This window comes from Clostridium sp. AF34-10BH (assembly GCF_003478095.1).
GTDB classification, from domain to species: Bacteria; Bacillota; Clostridia; order Lachnospirales; family Lachnospiraceae; genus Acetatifactor; species Acetatifactor acetigignens.
Map to the genome: position 1 here is coordinate 1 of NZ_QUEC01000044.1, position 18,568 is coordinate 18,568.

Genomic DNA, 18,568 nt, shown 5'->3' on the forward strand with positions numbered 1-18,568 from the left:
TCACACTCGGAGACCGATATCTGCCTGAGGGCCTTCTGCCGCTTCGGGAGTTCATCTGGTTTGCCAATATTTATTTCATTAACTTTCCATTTATACAATCACAATCGGCGTCCGATATTCATTCACCATTTCCGTCTGGTTCTTTAAGGCCAGATTCCCCAGATAGATCTGATTGCGGAGGATATCCAGATCCAGCATCCGCAGAGATTCGGGAGAAAGCGTCTGTCTGGCGTCAGCCAGGCTGGTGACGAGAGGAATGGAACTGTTCTTTTTGATCTCGGCAAGCAGTGGCGTCGCATTCTTGCGGAAACCCAACACTCTGGCGTAAGAGATATAGTCTTCCGACTTGCAGGTCTCGAATTCTTCCTTGGTCATATTCAGCAAAATATGAAGCAGACATCTGCTGATGCGGGTGTAGGTCATATCCTTACTCTTGAGCAGATCACAGAAAGAAGTGTAACCTGCGAAGGAAGGCAGGGTATTGCGGATCCGGTCGGACAGATCCGAAGAAATATCCTGATACTTGTCGTAGCCCACAGAGTATTCCGTCAGCAGCTTGTATTGCAGTGCTGCGGAAAAATCATCGGCAAACAGAGGCTTTTTGTGAGACAGAGAATCCGTCATCAATGCATAGGCACTTTCCGGCATCTGGGCAGCCAGATAGGATAGATCATGCCCGGCGGCCACCGACTGGCGGATAGCAATGGCGGAACACTGATTGGTGCCGAGACGTTTGTCGTGATAATCCGCACCGACTCTGGTGGTAGTGAACGGTGAGATCTTGCTGTTTCTGGACATCAGAGCTTTGAGATATTCAATTCCCAATATATTATTAGGAGAGGAAAGAACGTCCTTATCATCGCTTAAGGAAGGCGCGTATTGCAATAACGCCCAGGTCCTGGCGATGGGGAAGGACATTCCCTTACGCATATTGCAGCGCAAGGATTCCACGTAAGGTTCCGGTTCCGTATAGAAAATCTCAGCGATCCGTGACAAGACTTCAATGTTGCCGCACTCACTGCCAAAGCACAGATTTGTGGTCACTCCCAGTTTGTCGAACAAGGCAACCGAGCCCTTGGCAAAAAATTCCGCACTGGAGGCAGCATAGCGGGTGGGCAGTTCCAGCACCAGATCTGCACCGTTCTCCAGAGCCATTTTTGTACGGGTGAACTTATCTAAGAGGGCAGGAGCACCCCGCTGCATGAAATTACCGCTCATGACAATGATCGTATAATTGGCATCATTGGCCTCTTTGGCATGCTGTAACTGGTAAGCATGACCATTATGGAAGGGATTATACTCTGCGACAATACCATTGACCTTCATAATGTGGCTCCTTTCGTGAAAAGAAATATACGTTATAACGAACACAAACCCTGACAAGGAATGTGAAAAAAATAACATACACTGAAAGCGTTTACATATGCATGGTTATCAGCTTATTTTATTCTGAAAAAATAGTGGTTGTATCTGAAAATATACAATTTTGCGAACATTATGCCCTTGTGTACTCCAGATGTATTTAGTATAATATAAATACATCGGTTTGTTAAGATAAAACCAAAACTTTACAGAAGTTATTTGGGAGGAAGCGGGTATCCCCCGCCGGAAAGGAGAATGGATATGTCATACATTGACATGATTAAAGAGAGAGCAAGACTCGACAAAAAGACTATTGTATTACCGGAATCTAATGATAAGAGAACATTACTGGCTGCTGCCCGTATCGTGGAAGAGGGCATCGCAGACATCATTATGATCGGTGATGAAGAGAAGATCATGGATGGTGCAGGCTGGCTGGAAGTTGACCTGTCCAAAGTTAAGGTAGTTAACCCTAAAACAACTCCCAAGTTGGATGACTATGTGAATTTATTATATGAAACCAGAAAAGCAAAGGGAATGACCCCCGAGAAGGCAAGAGAGATCCTGCTGAATGATTACCTGACCTTCGGTATCGTAATGGTTAAGGCTAATGATGCAGACGGTATGGTAGCAGGTGCATGCCACTCTACCGCAGATACTTTAAGACCTGCACTGCAGATCCTGAAGACTGCACCCGGTGTTAAACTGGTATCCGCATTCTTCGTTATGGATACCGTATTCAAGGATCAGGGTGAGAACGGAACCTTCCTGTTCGCTGACTGTGGTCTGAACCAGGATCCTACACCCGAAGAACTGGCTGCCATCGCAGATACTTCTTCCAGAAGCTTCAAGTCTCTGATCGGACCTAAGCCCGTGATCGCCATGCTGAGCCACTCCACCAAGGGAAGTGCAAAGCACGCACTGGTTGACAAAGTAGTAGAAGCTACCCGTATCGCACATGAGGAGTATCCTCATCTGACTCTGGACGGCGAACTGCAGTTGGATGCAGCTCTGGTTCCCAGCGTTGCCAAGTCCAAGGCTCCCGGAAGCCCTGTAAACGGACATGCCAATGTCCTGATCTTCCCGAACCTGGATGCAGGTAACATCGGTTACAAGCTGGTACAGAGACTGGGTGGAGCAGAAGCTTACGGCCCTATGTTACAGGGTATCGCAAAGCCTGTTAACGATCTGTCCAGAGGATGTTCCTGGCAGGATATCGTCGGTGTCGTAGCACTGACCGCTGTACAGGCACAGTTAGTATAATCACTGGTAACGAACATAAACGTGTGCGGGATATCTGTCCCGCACCGTATTCATGTATTGCCCGCACGGGTAACATGACCCCATAGAGTAACAGATTTGAAAGAAAGGAATTCATCATGAATATTTTAGTTATTAACTGCGGAAGCTCTTCCCTGAAGTTCCAGCTCATTGATTCCGAGACCGAGAAATGCATCGCAAAGGGTCTTTGTGAGAGAATCGGTATCGAAGGAAGCCAGATCACCTATACCCCCGATGGTGGTGAGAAAGAGCAGACTGTAACTCCCATGCCGGATCATACCGAAGCTATCCGTCTGGTACTGGAAGCTCTGACCAATGAAAAGACAGGTGTGGTAAAGAGTCTGGATGAGATCGGTGCCGTAGGACATCGTATCGTACACGGCGGCGAGAAGTTCGCAGCATCCACCATTATCACCGATGAAGTTATGAAAGCCATCGAGGAATGCAACGACCTGGCTCCTTTACATAACCCTGCTAACCTGATCGGTATCAATGCATGCAAGAAGCTGATGCCCACCACTCCCATGGTAGCTGTATTTGACACCGCTTTCCATCAGACCATGCCTGAGGAAGCTTATATGTACGGTCTGCCTTACGAGTATTATGAGAAATACAAGATCAGACGTTACGGCTTCCACGGAACCAGCCACTCTTATGTATCCAAGAAGGCTGCTGAGGTTCTGGGCAAAAAGTACGAAGATCTGAAGATCATCGTTTGCCACCTGGGCAATGGTGCCAGCGTATCCGCTGTTAAGAACGGCAAGTGTGTAGACACCTCCATGGGTCTGACACCTCTGGAAGGTCTGATCATGGGAACCCGTTCCGGTGATATCGATCCTGCCATCATGGAGTTCATCGCTCACAAAGAGGGCAAGAACATCGACGAGATCATGACCGTTCTGAACAAGAAGTCCGGTGTATATGGTCTGTCCAACAATCTGTCTTCCGATTTCCGTGATCTGGAAGCAGGTTACAACAACGGCGATGCACACTGCATCCGTACCATGAACACTTACTGCTACCGTGTGGCAAAATATATCGGCTCTTATGTAGCAGCCATGAACGGTGTAGATGTGATCTGCTTTACCGCAGGTATCGGCGAGAACGCACCTTTAGTTCGTTCCCTGGTATGCGAGCATTTGGGCTTCTTGGGAGTATCCATCGATGAGGAGGCGAACCACAAGCGTGGCGAGGAGATCGCTATTTCCACTCCTGACAGCAAGACCACTGTTATGGTAATTCCTACGAATGAGGAACTTGCTATTGCCAGAGAGACTGTAAGTTTGGTAAAATAGGTTCGACGGAACCTTAAGAATGAGAACACCCATCAACCGGAGGATCCGATTGGTGGGTGTTTTACGTATGCAAATCGAGCAGGAGAAATCCCCGTCGATGTATGGTAACGAATCAACAGAGGGAGAAAAATTATGAAAAAAAATGTGATCGTAGGACAGTCCGGAGGCCCCACAGCGGTGATCAATGCCAGTCTGGCAGGTGTCTACAAGACAGCAAAGGATATGGGAGCGGATACCATATACGGTATGCGCTATGGCATTCAGGGTTTGTTGGAGAAAAAGATCGTGGATCTGGGGGAAAAGATCCGCAACGACATGGATGTGGAACTTTTGAAGAGAACACCGGCTTCCTTTCTGGGATCCTGCCGCTATAAGCTGCCGGAGATCAGTGAAGATAAAGCTATTTACGAGAAAATATTTGCAATTCTGGAAGAACTGGAGATCATGGCATTTTTCTATATCGGCGGCAATGACTCCATGGATACCATCAAAAAGCTTTCCGATTATGCAGAGACAGTGGGCAACCCGATTCGTTTTATCGGCGTACCCAAGACCATTGATAACGACTTAGAGGGTACGGATCATACGCCTGGTTACGGAAGTGCGGCAAAATATATTGCTACCGTTACCAAGGAACTGGTACGTGACGGCCTGATCTATGAGATGCAGAGTGTGACTGTCATCGAGATCATGGGAAGAAATGCCGGATGGCTCACCGGAGCAGCAGTACTGGCCAAGAGTGAAGACTGTGAAGGCCCGGATCTGATCTACCTGCCGGAAGTAGCCTTTGATGTGGATGATTTTCTGAAAAAGGTCAAGAAACTGGTCAGCGAGAAACAGTCCATTGTCATTGCCGTGTCCGAAGGAATCAAGACGGCAGACGGAAGATATGTCTGCGAATTGTCTGCACCTTCCGACAAGACGGATTCTTTCGGCCATGTACAGTTATCCGGTACGGGCAAATATTTGTCTGACCTGATTATTGAAAAGCTGGGCTGCAAATCCAGAGCTATTGAACTGTCTACTCTGCAGCGCTGTGCCGGACATCTGACCTCCCGCGTGGATATCACCGAGGCTTATCAGGTAGGTGGAACTGCGGTAAAGGCAGCTTTTGAAGGCAAGACCGGTCAGATGGTGATCTTAAAGAGAGTATCTCAGGATCCCTATATTTGCACTACGGATCTCTATGATGTGCATAAGGTGGCAAATCTGGAGAAAAAGGTTCCCCGTTCCTGGATCACGGAAGAGGGAGATTATGTGACCGCAGAGATGAAGAACTATATCGAGCCTCTGATCCAGGCGGAACTGACTCCGATCATGATCACAGGCCAGCCCAGACACATTATTATTGACGATCTGTAAAAGAAAATGGAATAAAACAACAAATCAAATAACGATACAAAGGAGGTGGAAAGATGCCGAAACACAGGAAGAGAAGAATCATGCTCAGCATAGTAAGTATTGTGCTTTTTGTAGTTTTATCTGCGCAGCTTTCCACCTTTTCTTTTTCTGTGACTGCGGCCGGGGAACGCGGAGAACTGGTGGCGGAGGAGTACGAACGATACCGGGAACGCTTTGACAGGATAGAAAAGATTGGAGATTTGGAGGACCAGGGATTCCGCCTGCTGGAGGATCAGATCTTTGCGATGCCGTTGCAAAAACTTCCGGAGGAAGCCGTAGATACGACAGAGGAACCCGGGGATGAAGTCTGGTTCTATGCGGCACTGGATACAAGGTACCACAGACTGGCGGTATTTATCGCGGATGCTTCCGGGCAGATTCTGTACAAGACGGACCAGCTGGAAGCAAATTACTGCTATCCGGGAGAAATGCGGCAGCCGGTGAAAAAACTGGCTTCGGTTTCTTTTCAGGATGTAGACAATGACAGAGATACAGATATCATCCTGATCGTCCAGTGCCATAATGACAGGGGGGATTATCAGGAAGAATCCTACAAAGTAGGAGATGTTCTGTTCCAGGACGATGGAAACTTTTACCGTGATTATCGGATCTCAGACAAGATCAACCGCTTTGATATGAACAAGAACCCTGCCTGTATTTTAAATTTTGTAAGAGACGGGCGTTCTACGGAATTCCTCTATACGGCGGAGACACTGGCAGATCTTCTGAACCACAATTTCAATGTCATCGAGGAACAGTCTTATACCCGTAATTTTGAAAAGCTGGGAAAATTAAAGGTGGTTCCGGGCACCTACCGGATGGCGGAATATGACATGTTCATGATCTATCTGATCGATGAACAGGGAAATATTGTGTGGAGTTTTCAACCCATGGAGGATTACGACAATCTCTATGCGCTGAAGGGAATCCAGGGAAAGGACCTGGACGGTGACGGCCTGAAGGATCTGGTGGTGTTTGCAAAATACAGCTATGAAGGAGAAAACGGGGAATTGCTGGTGGACACCGTGTGCACCATTTATTACCAACGGACGGCCGGATTTGAGAAGGATACTGATTTTACAGAAAATTATGAATGTACGGAGGAGGATACTCTGGAGGCACTGGTGACGAAGATCCGTGCCTATTGGGGGTGGCAGACATAATGATAAAAATATTGATCGTGGATGATGAAAAGCCAATCTGTGACCTGATCGACCTGAATCTGTCGGCAGCAGGATATTTTTGCAAAAGTGTACAGGATGGCATGAAAGCCATTGAACTGATCGAGAAGGAAACCTTTGATCTGATCTTACTGGATATTATGCTTCCGGGAGTGGACGGTTTTGATATTATGGAATATATCAGACCTTTAAAGATCCCGGTGATCTTCATTACCGCCAAGGGAGATGTAAAGGACCGGGTAAAAGGCTTGCGTCTGGGGGCGGAGGATTATCTGGTGAAGCCCTTTGATGTGGTGGAACTGCTGGCAAGGGTAGAAGTGGTACTGCGCAGATTCCACAAACGGGGAGCGCAGCTGTCCGCAGGAGATGTAGTGGTGGATATGGAAGCCAGAATGGTGACGAAAGCGGGCGTACCTGTGGTACTTACCAACAAGGAATACGGACTTCTGGTGTTATTTATTCAGAATAAAAATATTGCCTTATTCAAGGAAAGCCTGTACGAAAAGGTATGGGGAGAAGAATATGACGGGGACAGCAGGACTCTGGAGCTGCATGTGCAGCGCCTGCGCAAAAAAATGGGATGGGAGAATCAGCTGGTAGCGGTATATAAGGTAGGATACCGGCTGGAGATTGCCTGAGAACGAGGAATTCTTGTAGGAAAGTGGACAAGAGGAGAAAAGAATGAAATTTTCCTGGAAAATTCTGCTGTGCACCATGCTGATCATGGCAGCGGCATGCGGAGCAAGCGGTTATTTTTTTGTAAATTATGTGTTTCAGACCTCCATGGAGCGTGAGACCAGACAGGCACTGGATGAAAGTAGTATTTTGAGGTTCGCTTTTGAGACGGCAGCTTTAAATATTCCGTCCAAATATGATGTACTTCCGGACGGAACGGTGGAACAGATCGGAGTATACCTGGAGAACAGTGGACAGCACGGCAACAGATTGCTGCGGATCAGCGATGAGAACGGTAAGGTGCTGTATGTCAGCGAAGGGTTTACCGGGGATACTTCTCTGTGGGAAGAATGCGGAGAAAATACGAGAGTGTACCGGGTAGTGCAGTCGGGGGATTCCTATTATATCCAGACACAGACAAGAATCAATGTGTCCGACCGTCTGCTGACGTTAGAGACCATGAAAAATGTAACTGCGGTATATACGGAGAGGACGGAAGGATTTCGGATGTATCGTCAGGTGACGGTGATCGTACTGTTGTGCAGTGGCGCTGTGATGACGCTGATCGCCTGCTGGCTGACCCGACCGATCCGGCTTCTGACGCAGGCTACCGGCAAAATGGCGGAGGGAGAATACAGCTATCGCGCGGAGCAGATCAGTAATGATGAAATGGGACAGCTGACTGCGGATTTCAACCATATGGCAGAAGCACTGGAGCAGAATATTCAGAATTTGGAAAATGAAGTCAGAGCCAGAGAAGATTTTATTGCCGCATTTTCCCATGAACTGAAGACACCATTGACTGCCATTATCGGTTATGCGGATATGCTGCGTTCCCGGAAATTGGATGATGAGAGGCATTTTTTGTGTGCCAATTATATTTATACAGAGGGAAAACGCCTGGAGACTATGGCACTCAGACTGCTGGACATCATTGTGACCAGACGTAAGGAGATCGATCGTAAGACCACAAATGTCTCCGGCATTTTCTCGTATCTGCAGGAAATCTATGATGAGACCAAGAACCCAGAAGACAGCAGGGTGAAGGTTGACATCTGCTGGGAAAAGGGAGAACTCTATGCCGAGGAGAACCTGTTGAAGACTGTTTTGATCAATCTGACCGATAATGCCATCAAAGCCTCCGAGGAGGGGCAGACCGTGGAGATCACAGGAAGGCACATGGAGAACGGTTATTATTTTCAGGTACGGGATGAAGGAATTGGCATCCCCGAGGAAGAACTTCATAAGATCACGGAAGCTTTTTATATGGTGGATAAATCCAGATCCAGGGCTCATAACGGAGCGGGACTGGGGCTTGCACTGTGCACCGCTATTCTGGAACTGCATCACAGCAGCCTGAAGATCGAGAGTACACAGGGTTTTGGAAGCTGCATGAGCTTTCTGATTCCGGATGAGGGGGTGAAGTCGGATGAATAGATGGAAGAGCTGTTCTTTGGGCTTTGCGGTATCAGTTGTGGTCATTCTTGCGGCTCTGTGGGGACCGGAATGGATCGCGGCCAAAAGTGATGAGAGACTCTTAAACAGTATTACCACAGAGGCGGTGGAAGGTGCGGAAGGATACCGTTACCGCATGAGCAGCAATCAGAAACTATATCTTTTGGGGAGATGTCTGAGCAGTCAGACCCTGCCGGAGAGTGAACTGCGTTTTTTGACCAGAGTGGACAGTGAGGCAGGAAACTACGGAGAAATGACGGGTACCTATGCGTTTGTAGAGAATCGCCAGCAACCGGGAGAGGGACAGATTCAGGAGGAAGCGGTATATGAGGCATGTAACAGAGAGATTCAGATCCTGAAGGAGCAGGGAATTCTTCCCGACGAAGTAAAGGAAGTTTCGGAAGACTCTTACGAAGCGGTGATCTGCTCTGCTATCGATGTTTTGGAGCCGAGAAATAATCTCTCTGTATGGAAAATCAGCCTGTCTACGGACGTAAGGAATGCGGATAAGAGTAACCGTTTTCTGGATATTTATCTGGATGCGGATACCGGCAAAATTTATGAATTCTATGTCCGGACCGGACTGCAATGGGAAGACATCAATACGGATGCCATGATTGGCCGGTATGCGGAATATCTGGAACTAACCGGTCTTGAAAAATATGAGGATCAAAATCCGCTGTTGGAGACGACGCCGTATTTTGCCAAGTATACTTTCCCGGGGGAGGAGGAAGACAGTACCACGGTGACCATTGGTTACTATGAAGGAATTCGTGAGCTTTTCCTCAAAGTAGGAAGATAGAAAAATAAAATACGCAAAGATTTTTTACAAAAAAGATTAAAATCACTACTTGACGTTACCACACTAAAGCAGTAATATAAATAAAAATTAAATACAGCGGTAAGAAAACTATTGATGTGGAGATAAAAACAGTTCGTGCACTTACAGAGAGACCGGATGCTGAGAAAGGTTGGAACGCAGGTTGTTAAATGGACCACGGAGGGCGCAGTCAAAGAGGACACATGGAATTATGAGATCTCAAGTATTCTGCGACGTGAGGGCATACGTCAGTTGCCGGGGATATGTTGGTATCCTGTAAGAGCACAAGAAATTGTGAAGCAAGGTGGCACCGCGGGAAATGTATATGACCCGTCCTTGACAGAAGAAGATTCTGTCATGGGCGGTTTTTTTGTAACCTTTTCAGAGCCTATGGCGAGATAGCCTCAATGAGTAAAAGGAAGCCTCAAAGAGGCGATTTTACGAATGGAGGCGCTGAAAAGGTGTGGAAAGAAATAATTTTAAGGAGGAGTACCGAAATGAAGATCACCCCCACATTGGAAGAATGTAAAATCATCGCAGCGGAAGGCAGCTACGGCGTAATTCCCATCAGCACAGAGCTGTATGCGGATATGACCACACCTATCGAAGTGTTGCGCATCTTAAAAAAGGTTAGCGGTCATGTCTATCTGTTGGAAAGTGCGGAGGCGGATAAACGATGGGGACGATATTCCTTCTTAGGCTACGATCCTCTGTTGGAGATCACCTGTTATAACGGTATGACTACAATAAAATCGGAACTGACCAGCCGGACGGATTCCGGAGATGTCAGAGGGATCATCCGCAACGTCATGGAAGAGAATAAAAGTCCCAAGCTTCCGGGACTGCCTTCCTTTACCGGAGGTCTGGTAGGATATTTTTCCTATGACTATATCAAATACAGCGAACCGACCCTGCGGCTGGATGCGAAGGACGAGGAAGGCTTCCAGGATGTGAACCTGATGCTGTTCCACAAAGTCATCGCTTTTGACAATTACAGACAGAAGCTGATCCTGATCCTGAATATCAAGACCGATGATCTGGAGATCAATTATCATAGAGCGGAGCGGGAACTGAACAACATGAAGGAGCTCTTGCTGAATGGAGAAAAGGCAGAGCATATTCCCTGTAAGCTCCGGACAGATTTTCAACCACTGTTCAACGAAGCAGCCTATTGCAGCATGGTGGAGAAAGCCAAGCATTACATCAGAGAGGGAGATATCTTCCAGGTGGTATTATCCAATCGCCAGGAGGCGGAGATGGAAGGAAGCCTCTTAGATGCTTACCGGGTACTCCGCACAACAAATCCTTCTCCGTACATGTTCTATTTCTCTGGAAGTGATGGTGAGATCGTGGGAGCCAGCCCGGAGACATTGGTGAAACTGGAAGATGGTGTATTACATACCTTCCCCCTGGCAGGAACGAGACCCAGAGGAGCTACCGAGGAAGCGGACAAAGCACTGGAAGCAGAACTTTTGGCAGACGAAAAGGAACGTTCCGAACACAATATGCTGGTGGATCTGGGACGAAACGATATCGGCAAGATCAGCCGGATAGGCACCGTGGAAGTGGAAAAGTATATGTCCATTGAGAGATATTCTCATGTCATGCACATCGGATCCACGGTAAGAGGAGTGATCAGAGAGGATGCGGATGCTCTGGATGCGGTGGATGCCATCCTGCCCGCAGGAACTCTGTCGGGAGCCCCGAAACTTCGGGCCTGCGAGATCATCAATGAACTGGAAGACAATAAGCGGGGGATCTACGGCGGAGCCATCGGCTACATTTCCTTTACTGGAAATCTGGATACCTGCATTGCCATCAGACTTGCTTTTTCCAAGAACGGAAAAGTATTCGTAAGATCCGGTGCCGGTATTGTGGCGGACAGTGTACCGGAGAAGGAATACAGGGAATGCATTCAGAAGGCAGCAGCTGTAAGACAGGCACTACAGAAAGCACAGGAGGGAATGGAAGCATGATATTACTGATCGACAATTATGACAGTTTTTCCTATAACGTATATCAGCTGGTAGGAAGCGTAAATCCGGATATTCGGGTGATCCGCAATGATGAATGCGGTGTGGATGAGATCCGCGCCATGAATCCCTCCCACATCATTTTATCGCCGGGACCCGGCAGACCGGACAAAGCGGGTGTCTGTGAAAATGTGATCAGGGAACTTGGGGGCAGGATACCTATTTTGGGAATCTGTCTCGGGCATCAGGCAATCTGTGAGGTGGCGGGAGCCACTGTGACTTATGCATCCCATCTGATGCACGGTAAACAGTCCCTGGCGACTTTGGATACAGACAGTGTATTGTTCCGGGGTATGAAAAAAGTGATCACTGTGGCAAGATATCATTCTCTGGTGGCAGATCCACAGACGATTCCCGCAGAATTGAAAGTTACCGCGGTCACCGAAGACGGAGAGGTCATGGCGGTAGAACAGACAGAAAAGCAGATCTACGGAGTACAGTTCCATCCGGAATCGGTACTGACACCGGATGGTCGACAGATCATTGTTAATTTTTTACAGACACAGAAAGGAGCAGGCAGAAACATGATTAAAGAAGCGGTTGCTAAGTTGGTAAAGAATGAGGACATCGGATACGATATGGCAAAAACCGTTATGGATGAGATCATGAGCGGTGAGGCCAGCGATATTTTAAAGAGTGCTTATCTGACAGCATTAAGCCAGAAGGGTGAGACCATCGAAGAGATCACAGGCTCCGCAGAAGAAATGCGAAAGTTCGGCAGAAAACTTGGAGCGGACGTGGAAGCTTTAGAGATTGTGGGAACCGGCGGTGACGGATCTAATTCTTTCAATATCTCCACTACGGCATCTATCGTGATCTCTGCGGCAGGCGTACCAGTAGCCAAGCACGGCAACCGCGCAGCCAGTTCCAAATCCGGTGCAGCAGACTGTCTGGAAGCTCTGGGCGTAAATATCACCATAGAGCCGGAACAGAGCAAGACGTTGTTGGAAGAGATCGGCATCTGCTTCCTTTTCGCACAAAAATATCACACCGCCATGAAATATGTGGGACCCATCCGCAAGGAGTTGGGCATCCGTACTATTTTCAATATTTTAGGACCTCTGGCAAACCCCGCAGGACCGGTATATCAGATCATGGGTGCGTACGATGAAAGCCTGCTGCCCTCTATGGCAAAGGTATTGTCCAATCTAGGTGTAAAACGTGGCATGGTAGTCTATGGACAGGACAGACTGGACGAGATCTCCGCCAGTGCACCCACTACAGTCTGCGAGATTGATAACGGTACCTTTAAAAATTATGTGATCACACCGGAAGAATTTGGCATGGAAAGATGCACGAAGGAAGATCTGGTGGGCGGAACTCCCCAGGAGAACGCAGAGATCACCAGAGCTATCTTAAATGGCGAAAAGGGTCCCAAGCGCAATGCGGTACTGCTGAATGCAGCAGCAGCCCTATATGTGGCAGGCAAGGCAGACAGTATGGCAGACGGTGTGAAGCTGGCAGAGAAGGTCATCGACACAGGCCTTGCAAAGGCACAGCTGGAGCGTTTCATTAAGTTAAGTAATGAAGTATAAGCGGGAGGCAGAAAAATGATATTGGATACCATAGCGGCTTCCACTTTAGAACGGGTGGCTGCAGCAAAAGAAGCACTGCCCCTTGCAGAACAGATTGCCAGAGCAAGAGATTTGGACAGCAACACGGGATTTCCCTTTGAACAGGCACTGGCGAAGCCGTGGATGAGCTTTATCTGTGAGGTGAAAAAAGCATCGCCCTCCAAGGGACTGATCGCGGCGGAATTTCCCTATGTGCAGATTGCGAGGGAATACGAGGCAGCAGGAGCGGATGCAATTTCCGTACTGACGGAACCGGCGTACTTTCAAGGGAAGAATGAATATCTGACCGAGATCCGTCAGGCAGTGAAAATTCCACTGCTTCGGAAAGATTTTACGGTAGATGAATACATGATCTATGAGGCAAAAAATATCGGAGCAAATGCAGTGCTTTTAATCTGTGCCATCCTGTCACCGATGCAGTTGTCAGAGTATGCGGGAATCGCAGGAGAACTTGGACTGTCGGCACTGGTGGAAGCCCATGATGAGAAGGAAGTAGAGATGGCATTGAAAGCCGGTGCCAGGATCGTCGGTGTCAATAACCGGAATCTGAAAGACTTTACGGTGGATATCAATAACTCCGTGCGGTTGAGGGAAATGGTGCCGGAGAATATTCTCTTCGTATCCGAAAGTGGTATGAAGACGAGACAGGATATCGAGCGGTTGGAGCAGAACGGTACCAATGCCGTACTCATCGGAGAGACATTGATGCGTAGTGCAGATAAGAAAGCGGCTTTGCAGGAACTCCGCGGATAGTGTGAAAAATAAATTTTTCACACGCAACTTTGTGCCTACGGCCCAAAGTTTGCAGTCTATAGAAAGGTCGTAAATTATTATGAAAGTAAAAATGTGTGGTCTCTATCGTCCGGAGGACATTGATTATGCCAATGAGGTGCAGCCGGATTACGTGGGATTTGTATTTTACCCGAAGAGCCACAGGGTGGTCACAAAGGAGCAGGCAGCGGAATACCGTAAGAAGCTTTCACCTGGAATCCGGACAGTTGGGGTATTCGTGAATGAGGATCCGAAGACCATCATAGAATTGCTGGAGGAAGGCATTCTGGACGTGGCACAGCTCCACGGAGATGAGACGGAGGAGGATATCCAGTATCTTCAGGCAGTCTGCCACAAACCGGTGATCAAGGCGGTCAAAGTAAGAGACCGGTACGATGTGGAAGCCTGGCTGGACAGCAGTGCGGACTATCTGTTATTTGACAACGGAATGGGAACGGGTCAGGCTTTTGACTGGAGTGTCCTTGGCGGAATCGACAGAGAATTTTTCCTGGCGGGCGGATTGCAGTCGGAGAATCTGACGGAAGCCATGGAAGTGGTGAGACCCTATGCGTTGGATATCAGCTCCGGCATCGAGAGTAACCGGAAAAAAGATCAGGAGAAGATGCGCCGGATCATGGAACTGGTAGAACAGTATCGGAACAATACAGATTGAAAATACAGAATAAAAGAAGAATTAAAAATCAGGAAGAAAGAAGAGAGGATAAACATATGAGCAAAGGACGTTACGGAATCCACGGAGGACAATATATCTCCGAGACATTGATGAATGAACTGATCCATCTGGAAGAGTGCTATGAGCATTATAAGAAGGATCCGGAATTCAATGCGGAGCTGAACAAGCTGTTGAATGAATACGCGGGGCGCCCCTCTCTGCTGTACTATGCAGGGAAAATGACGAAGGATCTGGGCGGCGCGAAGATCTATCTCAAGAGAGAGGATCTGAACCATACTGGTTCCCATAAGATCAATAATGCCCTGGGACAGGCACTGCTTGCCAAGAAGATGGGCAAGACCCGCCTGATCGCAGAGACCGGTGCCGGACAGCACGGTGTGGCTACCGCAACGGCAGCAGCCTTCCTGGGGATGGAATGCGAAATCTTCATGGGAAAAGAAGATACCAACAGACAGGCATTGAATGTCTACCGTATGGAACTTCTGGGAGCCAAGGTACATCCCGTAACTTCCGGTACCATGACCTTAAAGGATGCTGTCAATGAGACCATGAGAGAATGGTCCAATCGTGTGGCGGATACCCATTATGTGCTGGGATCCGTTATGGGACCTCATCCCTTCCCCATGATCGTAAGAGATTTTCAGAGTGTGATCAGCCAGGAAGCAAAGGAACAGATTCTGAAGAAGGAAGGAAAACTTCCGGCAGCCGTGGTAGCCTGCGTAGGCGGCGGCAGCAATGCCATGGGTGCGTTCTATAACTTTATTGAGGACAAGGATGTGGAACTCATCGGTTGTGAGGCAGCAGGCAAGGGTGTGGATACGGCACTGACCGCAGCTACCATTGCTACCGGCTCTCTGGGAATTTTCCATGGAATGAAATCTTATTTCTGCCAGGATGAATATGGACAGATTGCTCCTGTATATTCCATTTCTGCGGGACTGGATTATCCCGGCATTGGACCGGAGCATGCTTATCTGCATGACATCGGCAGAGCACAGTATGTGCCCATCACGGATGACGAGGCAGTGGATGCTTTTGAATATCTGGCAAGAACTGAAGGAATCATCTGCGCTATTGAGAGTGCCCATGCGGTAGCGCAGGTACGTAAGATCGCGAAGAACTACAGCCCGGACCAGAGCATTATCGTATGTCTGTCCGGCAGAGGCGACAAGGATGTGGCCGCTATTGCGAGATACCGCGGTGTGGATATTCATGACTGATGACCGACTTACGTGCAGGGGCTGTGAAATGCTTTGGGCAGTCCGTTCTCCTGCAGACAGAAGATGAAAACAGGAAAGATAGAAGAAATTAGAATAGAAGAGATAGAAGAAATGGAGACAGATACGATGAGTAAATTAGAAAAAGTATTTGATACACCGAATAAAAAGGCGTTCATCGGCTTCCTCACTGCAGGAGACCCGGACGCGGACAGCACCGTAAAATTCATTTTAGAGATGGAAAAGGCAGGGGCGGATCTCATAGAGATTGGTATTCCCTTTTCCGATCCTACAGCAGAAGGTGTGGTGATCCAGGAAGCAAATATCCGCTCTCTTGGTAACGGCATGACAACGGATGGCGTGTTCGAAATTGTGAAGAGAGTACGGGAGCAGTCACAGATTCCGCTGGCATTTATGACGTATGTGAATCCGGTATTCCATTACGGATATGAGAAATTTTTTACCAAATGTGAAGAACTGGGTATCAGCGCCATCATTATTCCTGATGTACCTTATGAAGAGAAGGCAGAGGTGGAAGCTCCCGCCAAAACCCATGGCGTGAAGGTAATCTCCATGATCGCTCCTACCTCCGAGAGCCGTATCCGCCAGATTGCATCGGAAGCAGAAGGTTTTATCTATGTGGTAAGTTCCATGGGGGTCACCGGTGTGCGCAGTGAGATCAAGACCGATCTGCCCGCCATCGTGGAAAGTATCCGTGCCGTAACCGATGTTCCCTGTGCTATCGGTTTCGGCATCAGTACTCCCGAGCAGGCCAAAGCCATGGCATCCATATCAGATGGAGCCATTGTCGGAAGCGCCATCGTGAAGATCATTGCAAAGTATGGCAAAGACGCAGCTCCTTACATCGGAAAATATGTGAAGAGTATGAAAGACGCTGTAGCAGAGTAGACAACGATAGGGAGGTATGACACAATAATCTAGGAAACGGTTATTGCTGTAACTACTTGAGCAAAAGGAAATTCATAAGATTAAAATGGAAAGTTTCCAAATGCTCAATTGATTTAGACGTATCATTGTGGTAAATGTGAATTGTCAAGTATGTTCATTCTTGCTTCATTGCTTTTTAGATAACTTAATCGTATAATTGTATCATTGCTAGTACAATTAAAGGGGTAAAGTTATGCAAAAGGAAGCATTTGGTAAACTACTGGTAATTTTAAGGAAGAAGAATGGATTAAGTCAGAAGGAACTGGCAGAGAGGTTATCGGTTTCTACGTCTGCGGTAAGCAAATGGGAGAATGGAAAGAACCTTCCGGATATGATGATGCTTAGTCGTATAGCAGATATACTTCAGGTATCGTGTGACGAATTACATAATCCGGAAAAGACATTGGAGAAGCTGGACAATCCTGAATTTCAAAAAAGGAATGTGGAGGAGGGAGATAAGGAGAATACGGATAACACAGGGGAAAATGAGGAATCAGAACCTGAACCCCAAAAGAAAAACTATGGACGAATTGTAAGAATGTCCTTTTTGATTGGAATATTGGCGATAGCTGCAGGAATGTTTCTGATATATATGGCAGGACATAGAAAACCTGCTTTTCAGCAGATAGGAACAAGGTATATTGATGATCCGTTATGGGGAAGGGTATATGAAATTGCGTATGTAGTAGATGGTGAAATGACGAATGATAGTATTAATGTGCATTTGGATGAAGTGAGAGCTACATTGAATCAAGAAGTAATAGATACCAATATTGTAAAGACAACTTATTATGATAATAAGGAAGACGCTACAGCATGGAAGGAAACAGATGTAGGAGGATATGTATTTCTGAGTGGAGAATGAAAGTTGAGGATAGGATATGAACAAAGGTATATTTGCCATATTTTTTGTAGTAGCTGTTTTAAGTATTTCATTCCCGGTTAATGCGCAGAAAACTGCACAGCGGGTAGGAGGGGGATATACATCAGAAGGTATATATTATGAAGTATATGTTGCAGAAGATTTGGCGGAAAACGACATTGTCCTTTGCGGAGCAAGTGTTAGTGTGACGAGGGAAGTGATATATTCAGGGGTTGTAAAACCACAGAAAGAAATTTCATGGAGAGAAAAAATTAATGGAAGCTATTACTCAGGGGTTCTTACAATAAGTAAATATTCATATACTACAAGTCAAACAGTAGCTACGTATACTGGTGTACTTTATAAAGAATAGTTTAAGTTAAAGAGTAGGTTGCATCTATAGAAAAATTACGGATGCAACCTACTCTTTTTGCTATGAAATCTTTTATTAAGGGACTTGAGCAAAAGGAAATTAATACGATTAATGGGAAGTTTCCATCTGCTCAATTGAGTTAGAGAGATAATTTGTGGTAAATATGAATTATCAAGCATGTTTGATTGACAAGTAAAAGAAATATTTTAGAAAATGGAGGAAGGTAAGAAAAAACAAGTACAATAGAGCAGACGGATGTGCAGATATTAAGAATATGGTTTATAATACACATTTAGCAAATTAGGAGGCGGAGCAACTGCAAGGGTAGACATCTCTGTAATCGAACAGCCAACGGCGGCATTTTTGGATGTAAGAGGTGTACACGAGGTTTCTGTGACACAATTCCCTTCTGGATACTGGATGGATATTACAAGATGGACCAGATAATCAATTGATGACCAACGGAATGGACAAAACAGGAGATGCTATGCGGAGAATAAAAACCTATCTTATAATAGTAAACTTGATCTTTCTGACAGGCTGTGCCAACAAGGCAATGCCGGACACTTATGTAGAAAAGAGTGAAAAATAAAGTAGATTTTTGGGCGCACTTATATAAGGGTTCA

Annotated in this window: 17 protein-coding genes and 1 pseudogene; 17 read left to right on the forward strand and 1 reads right to left on the reverse strand. The window is 46.9% G+C overall.

The window, feature by feature from the left end; all coding sequences use genetic code 11:
* Positions 1-90: 90 nt before the first annotated feature.
* Positions 91-1,326, reverse strand: a complete 1,236-nt coding sequence (locus tag DWZ61_RS18210; RefSeq protein WP_182427189.1) for a nucleotidyltransferase — start codon at positions 1,324-1,326, stop codon at positions 91-93.
* A 297-nt stretch (positions 1,327-1,623) separates the two neighbouring features.
* On the opposite strand from DWZ61_RS18210, the gene pta reads away from it, so the two are divergent.
* From pta to DWZ61_RS18290, 17 genes and pseudogenes are all read left to right on the forward strand, one after another.
* A complete protein-coding gene (gene pta / locus DWZ61_RS18215) occupies positions 1,624-2,625 on the forward strand; it encodes a phosphate acetyltransferase (protein WP_117467447.1) in 1,002 nt (333 codons plus the stop codon).
* Positions 2,626-2,741: 116 nt separating this feature from the next.
* Complete coding sequence (locus tag DWZ61_RS18220; RefSeq protein ID WP_117467445.1) at positions 2,742-3,938, forward strand: acetate kinase; 1,197 nt, start codon at positions 2,742-2,744, stop codon at positions 3,936-3,938.
* A 132-nt stretch (positions 3,939-4,070) separates the two neighbouring features.
* Positions 4,071-5,300 carry a 6-phosphofructokinase gene (locus DWZ61_RS18225; protein WP_118539980.1) on the forward strand — a complete coding sequence of 410 codons (1,230 nt, stop codon included), beginning with the start codon at positions 4,071-4,073 and terminating at the stop codon, positions 5,298-5,300.
* 53 nt (positions 5,301-5,353) lie between these two features.
* On the forward strand, positions 5,354-6,502 hold the full coding sequence (locus DWZ61_RS18230) for a VCBS repeat-containing protein (RefSeq protein ID WP_243026456.1): 1,149 nt from the start codon (positions 5,354-5,356) through the stop codon (positions 6,500-6,502).
* Entirely contained in the window at positions 6,502-7,158 is a 657-nt protein-coding gene (locus tag DWZ61_RS18235) for a response regulator transcription factor (protein ID WP_118539981.1), read from the forward strand. The genes DWZ61_RS18230 and DWZ61_RS18235 overlap by 1 nt, the downstream gene beginning before the upstream one ends.
* 43 nt (positions 7,159-7,201) lie before the next feature.
* A complete protein-coding gene (locus tag DWZ61_RS18240; protein WP_118539982.1) occupies positions 7,202-8,632 on the forward strand; it encodes a HAMP domain-containing sensor histidine kinase in 1,431 nt (476 codons plus the stop codon).
* A complete protein-coding gene (locus DWZ61_RS18245) occupies positions 8,625-9,452 on the forward strand; it encodes a hypothetical protein (protein WP_117467433.1) in 828 nt (275 codons plus the stop codon). Before DWZ61_RS18240 ends, DWZ61_RS18245 begins: the two co-directional genes overlap by 8 nt.
* Positions 9,453-9,608: 156 nt before the next feature.
* On the forward strand, positions 9,609-9,872 hold the full coding sequence (locus tag DWZ61_RS18250; RefSeq protein ID WP_118539983.1) for a hypothetical protein: 264 nt from the start codon (positions 9,609-9,611) through the stop codon (positions 9,870-9,872).
* 95 nt (positions 9,873-9,967) lie between these two features.
* Positions 9,968-11,446: an anthranilate synthase component I gene (gene trpE / locus DWZ61_RS18255; protein WP_118539984.1), complete on the forward strand. Its 1,479-nt coding sequence runs from the start codon at positions 9,968-9,970 to the stop codon at positions 11,444-11,446.
* Positions 11,443-11,943, forward strand: a pseudogene (locus tag DWZ61_RS20485) (aminodeoxychorismate/anthranilate synthase component II); the annotation flags it as partial. The gene trpE and the pseudogene DWZ61_RS20485, both read left to right, overlap by 4 nt.
* Positions 11,944-12,027: 84 nt before the next feature.
* Positions 12,028-13,038 (forward strand): anthranilate phosphoribosyltransferase, encoded by a 1,011-nt coding sequence (gene trpD / locus DWZ61_RS20490; protein ID WP_337770394.1) that lies wholly within the window; start codon positions 12,028-12,030, stop codon positions 13,036-13,038.
* A 15-nt stretch (positions 13,039-13,053) separates the two neighbouring features.
* A complete protein-coding gene (trpC, locus tag DWZ61_RS18265; RefSeq protein ID WP_118539986.1) occupies positions 13,054-13,830 on the forward strand; it encodes an indole-3-glycerol phosphate synthase TrpC in 777 nt (258 codons plus the stop codon).
* A 79-nt stretch (positions 13,831-13,909) separates the two neighbouring features.
* Positions 13,910-14,521: a phosphoribosylanthranilate isomerase gene (locus tag DWZ61_RS18270; protein WP_243026457.1), complete on the forward strand. Its 612-nt coding sequence runs from the start codon at positions 13,910-13,912 to the stop codon at positions 14,519-14,521.
* 56 nt (positions 14,522-14,577) lie between these two features.
* Positions 14,578-15,762 (forward strand): tryptophan synthase subunit beta, encoded by a 1,185-nt coding sequence (gene trpB, locus DWZ61_RS18275; protein ID WP_118539991.1) that lies wholly within the window; start codon positions 14,578-14,580, stop codon positions 15,760-15,762.
* Between the two features lie 126 nt (positions 15,763-15,888).
* Complete coding sequence (trpA, locus tag DWZ61_RS18280; protein WP_118539992.1) at positions 15,889-16,668, forward strand: tryptophan synthase subunit alpha; 780 nt, start codon at positions 15,889-15,891, stop codon at positions 16,666-16,668.
* A gap of 232 nt (positions 16,669-16,900) precedes the next feature.
* Positions 16,901-17,572, forward strand: coding sequence for a helix-turn-helix transcriptional regulator (locus tag DWZ61_RS18285; RefSeq protein WP_118539988.1), 672 nt, complete (start codon positions 16,901-16,903; stop codon positions 17,570-17,572).
* 16 nt (positions 17,573-17,588) lie between these two features.
* Complete coding sequence (locus DWZ61_RS18290; RefSeq protein WP_118539989.1) at positions 17,589-17,942, forward strand: hypothetical protein; 354 nt, start codon at positions 17,589-17,591, stop codon at positions 17,940-17,942.
* The last annotated feature ends 626 nt before the right edge of the window (positions 17,943-18,568 follow it).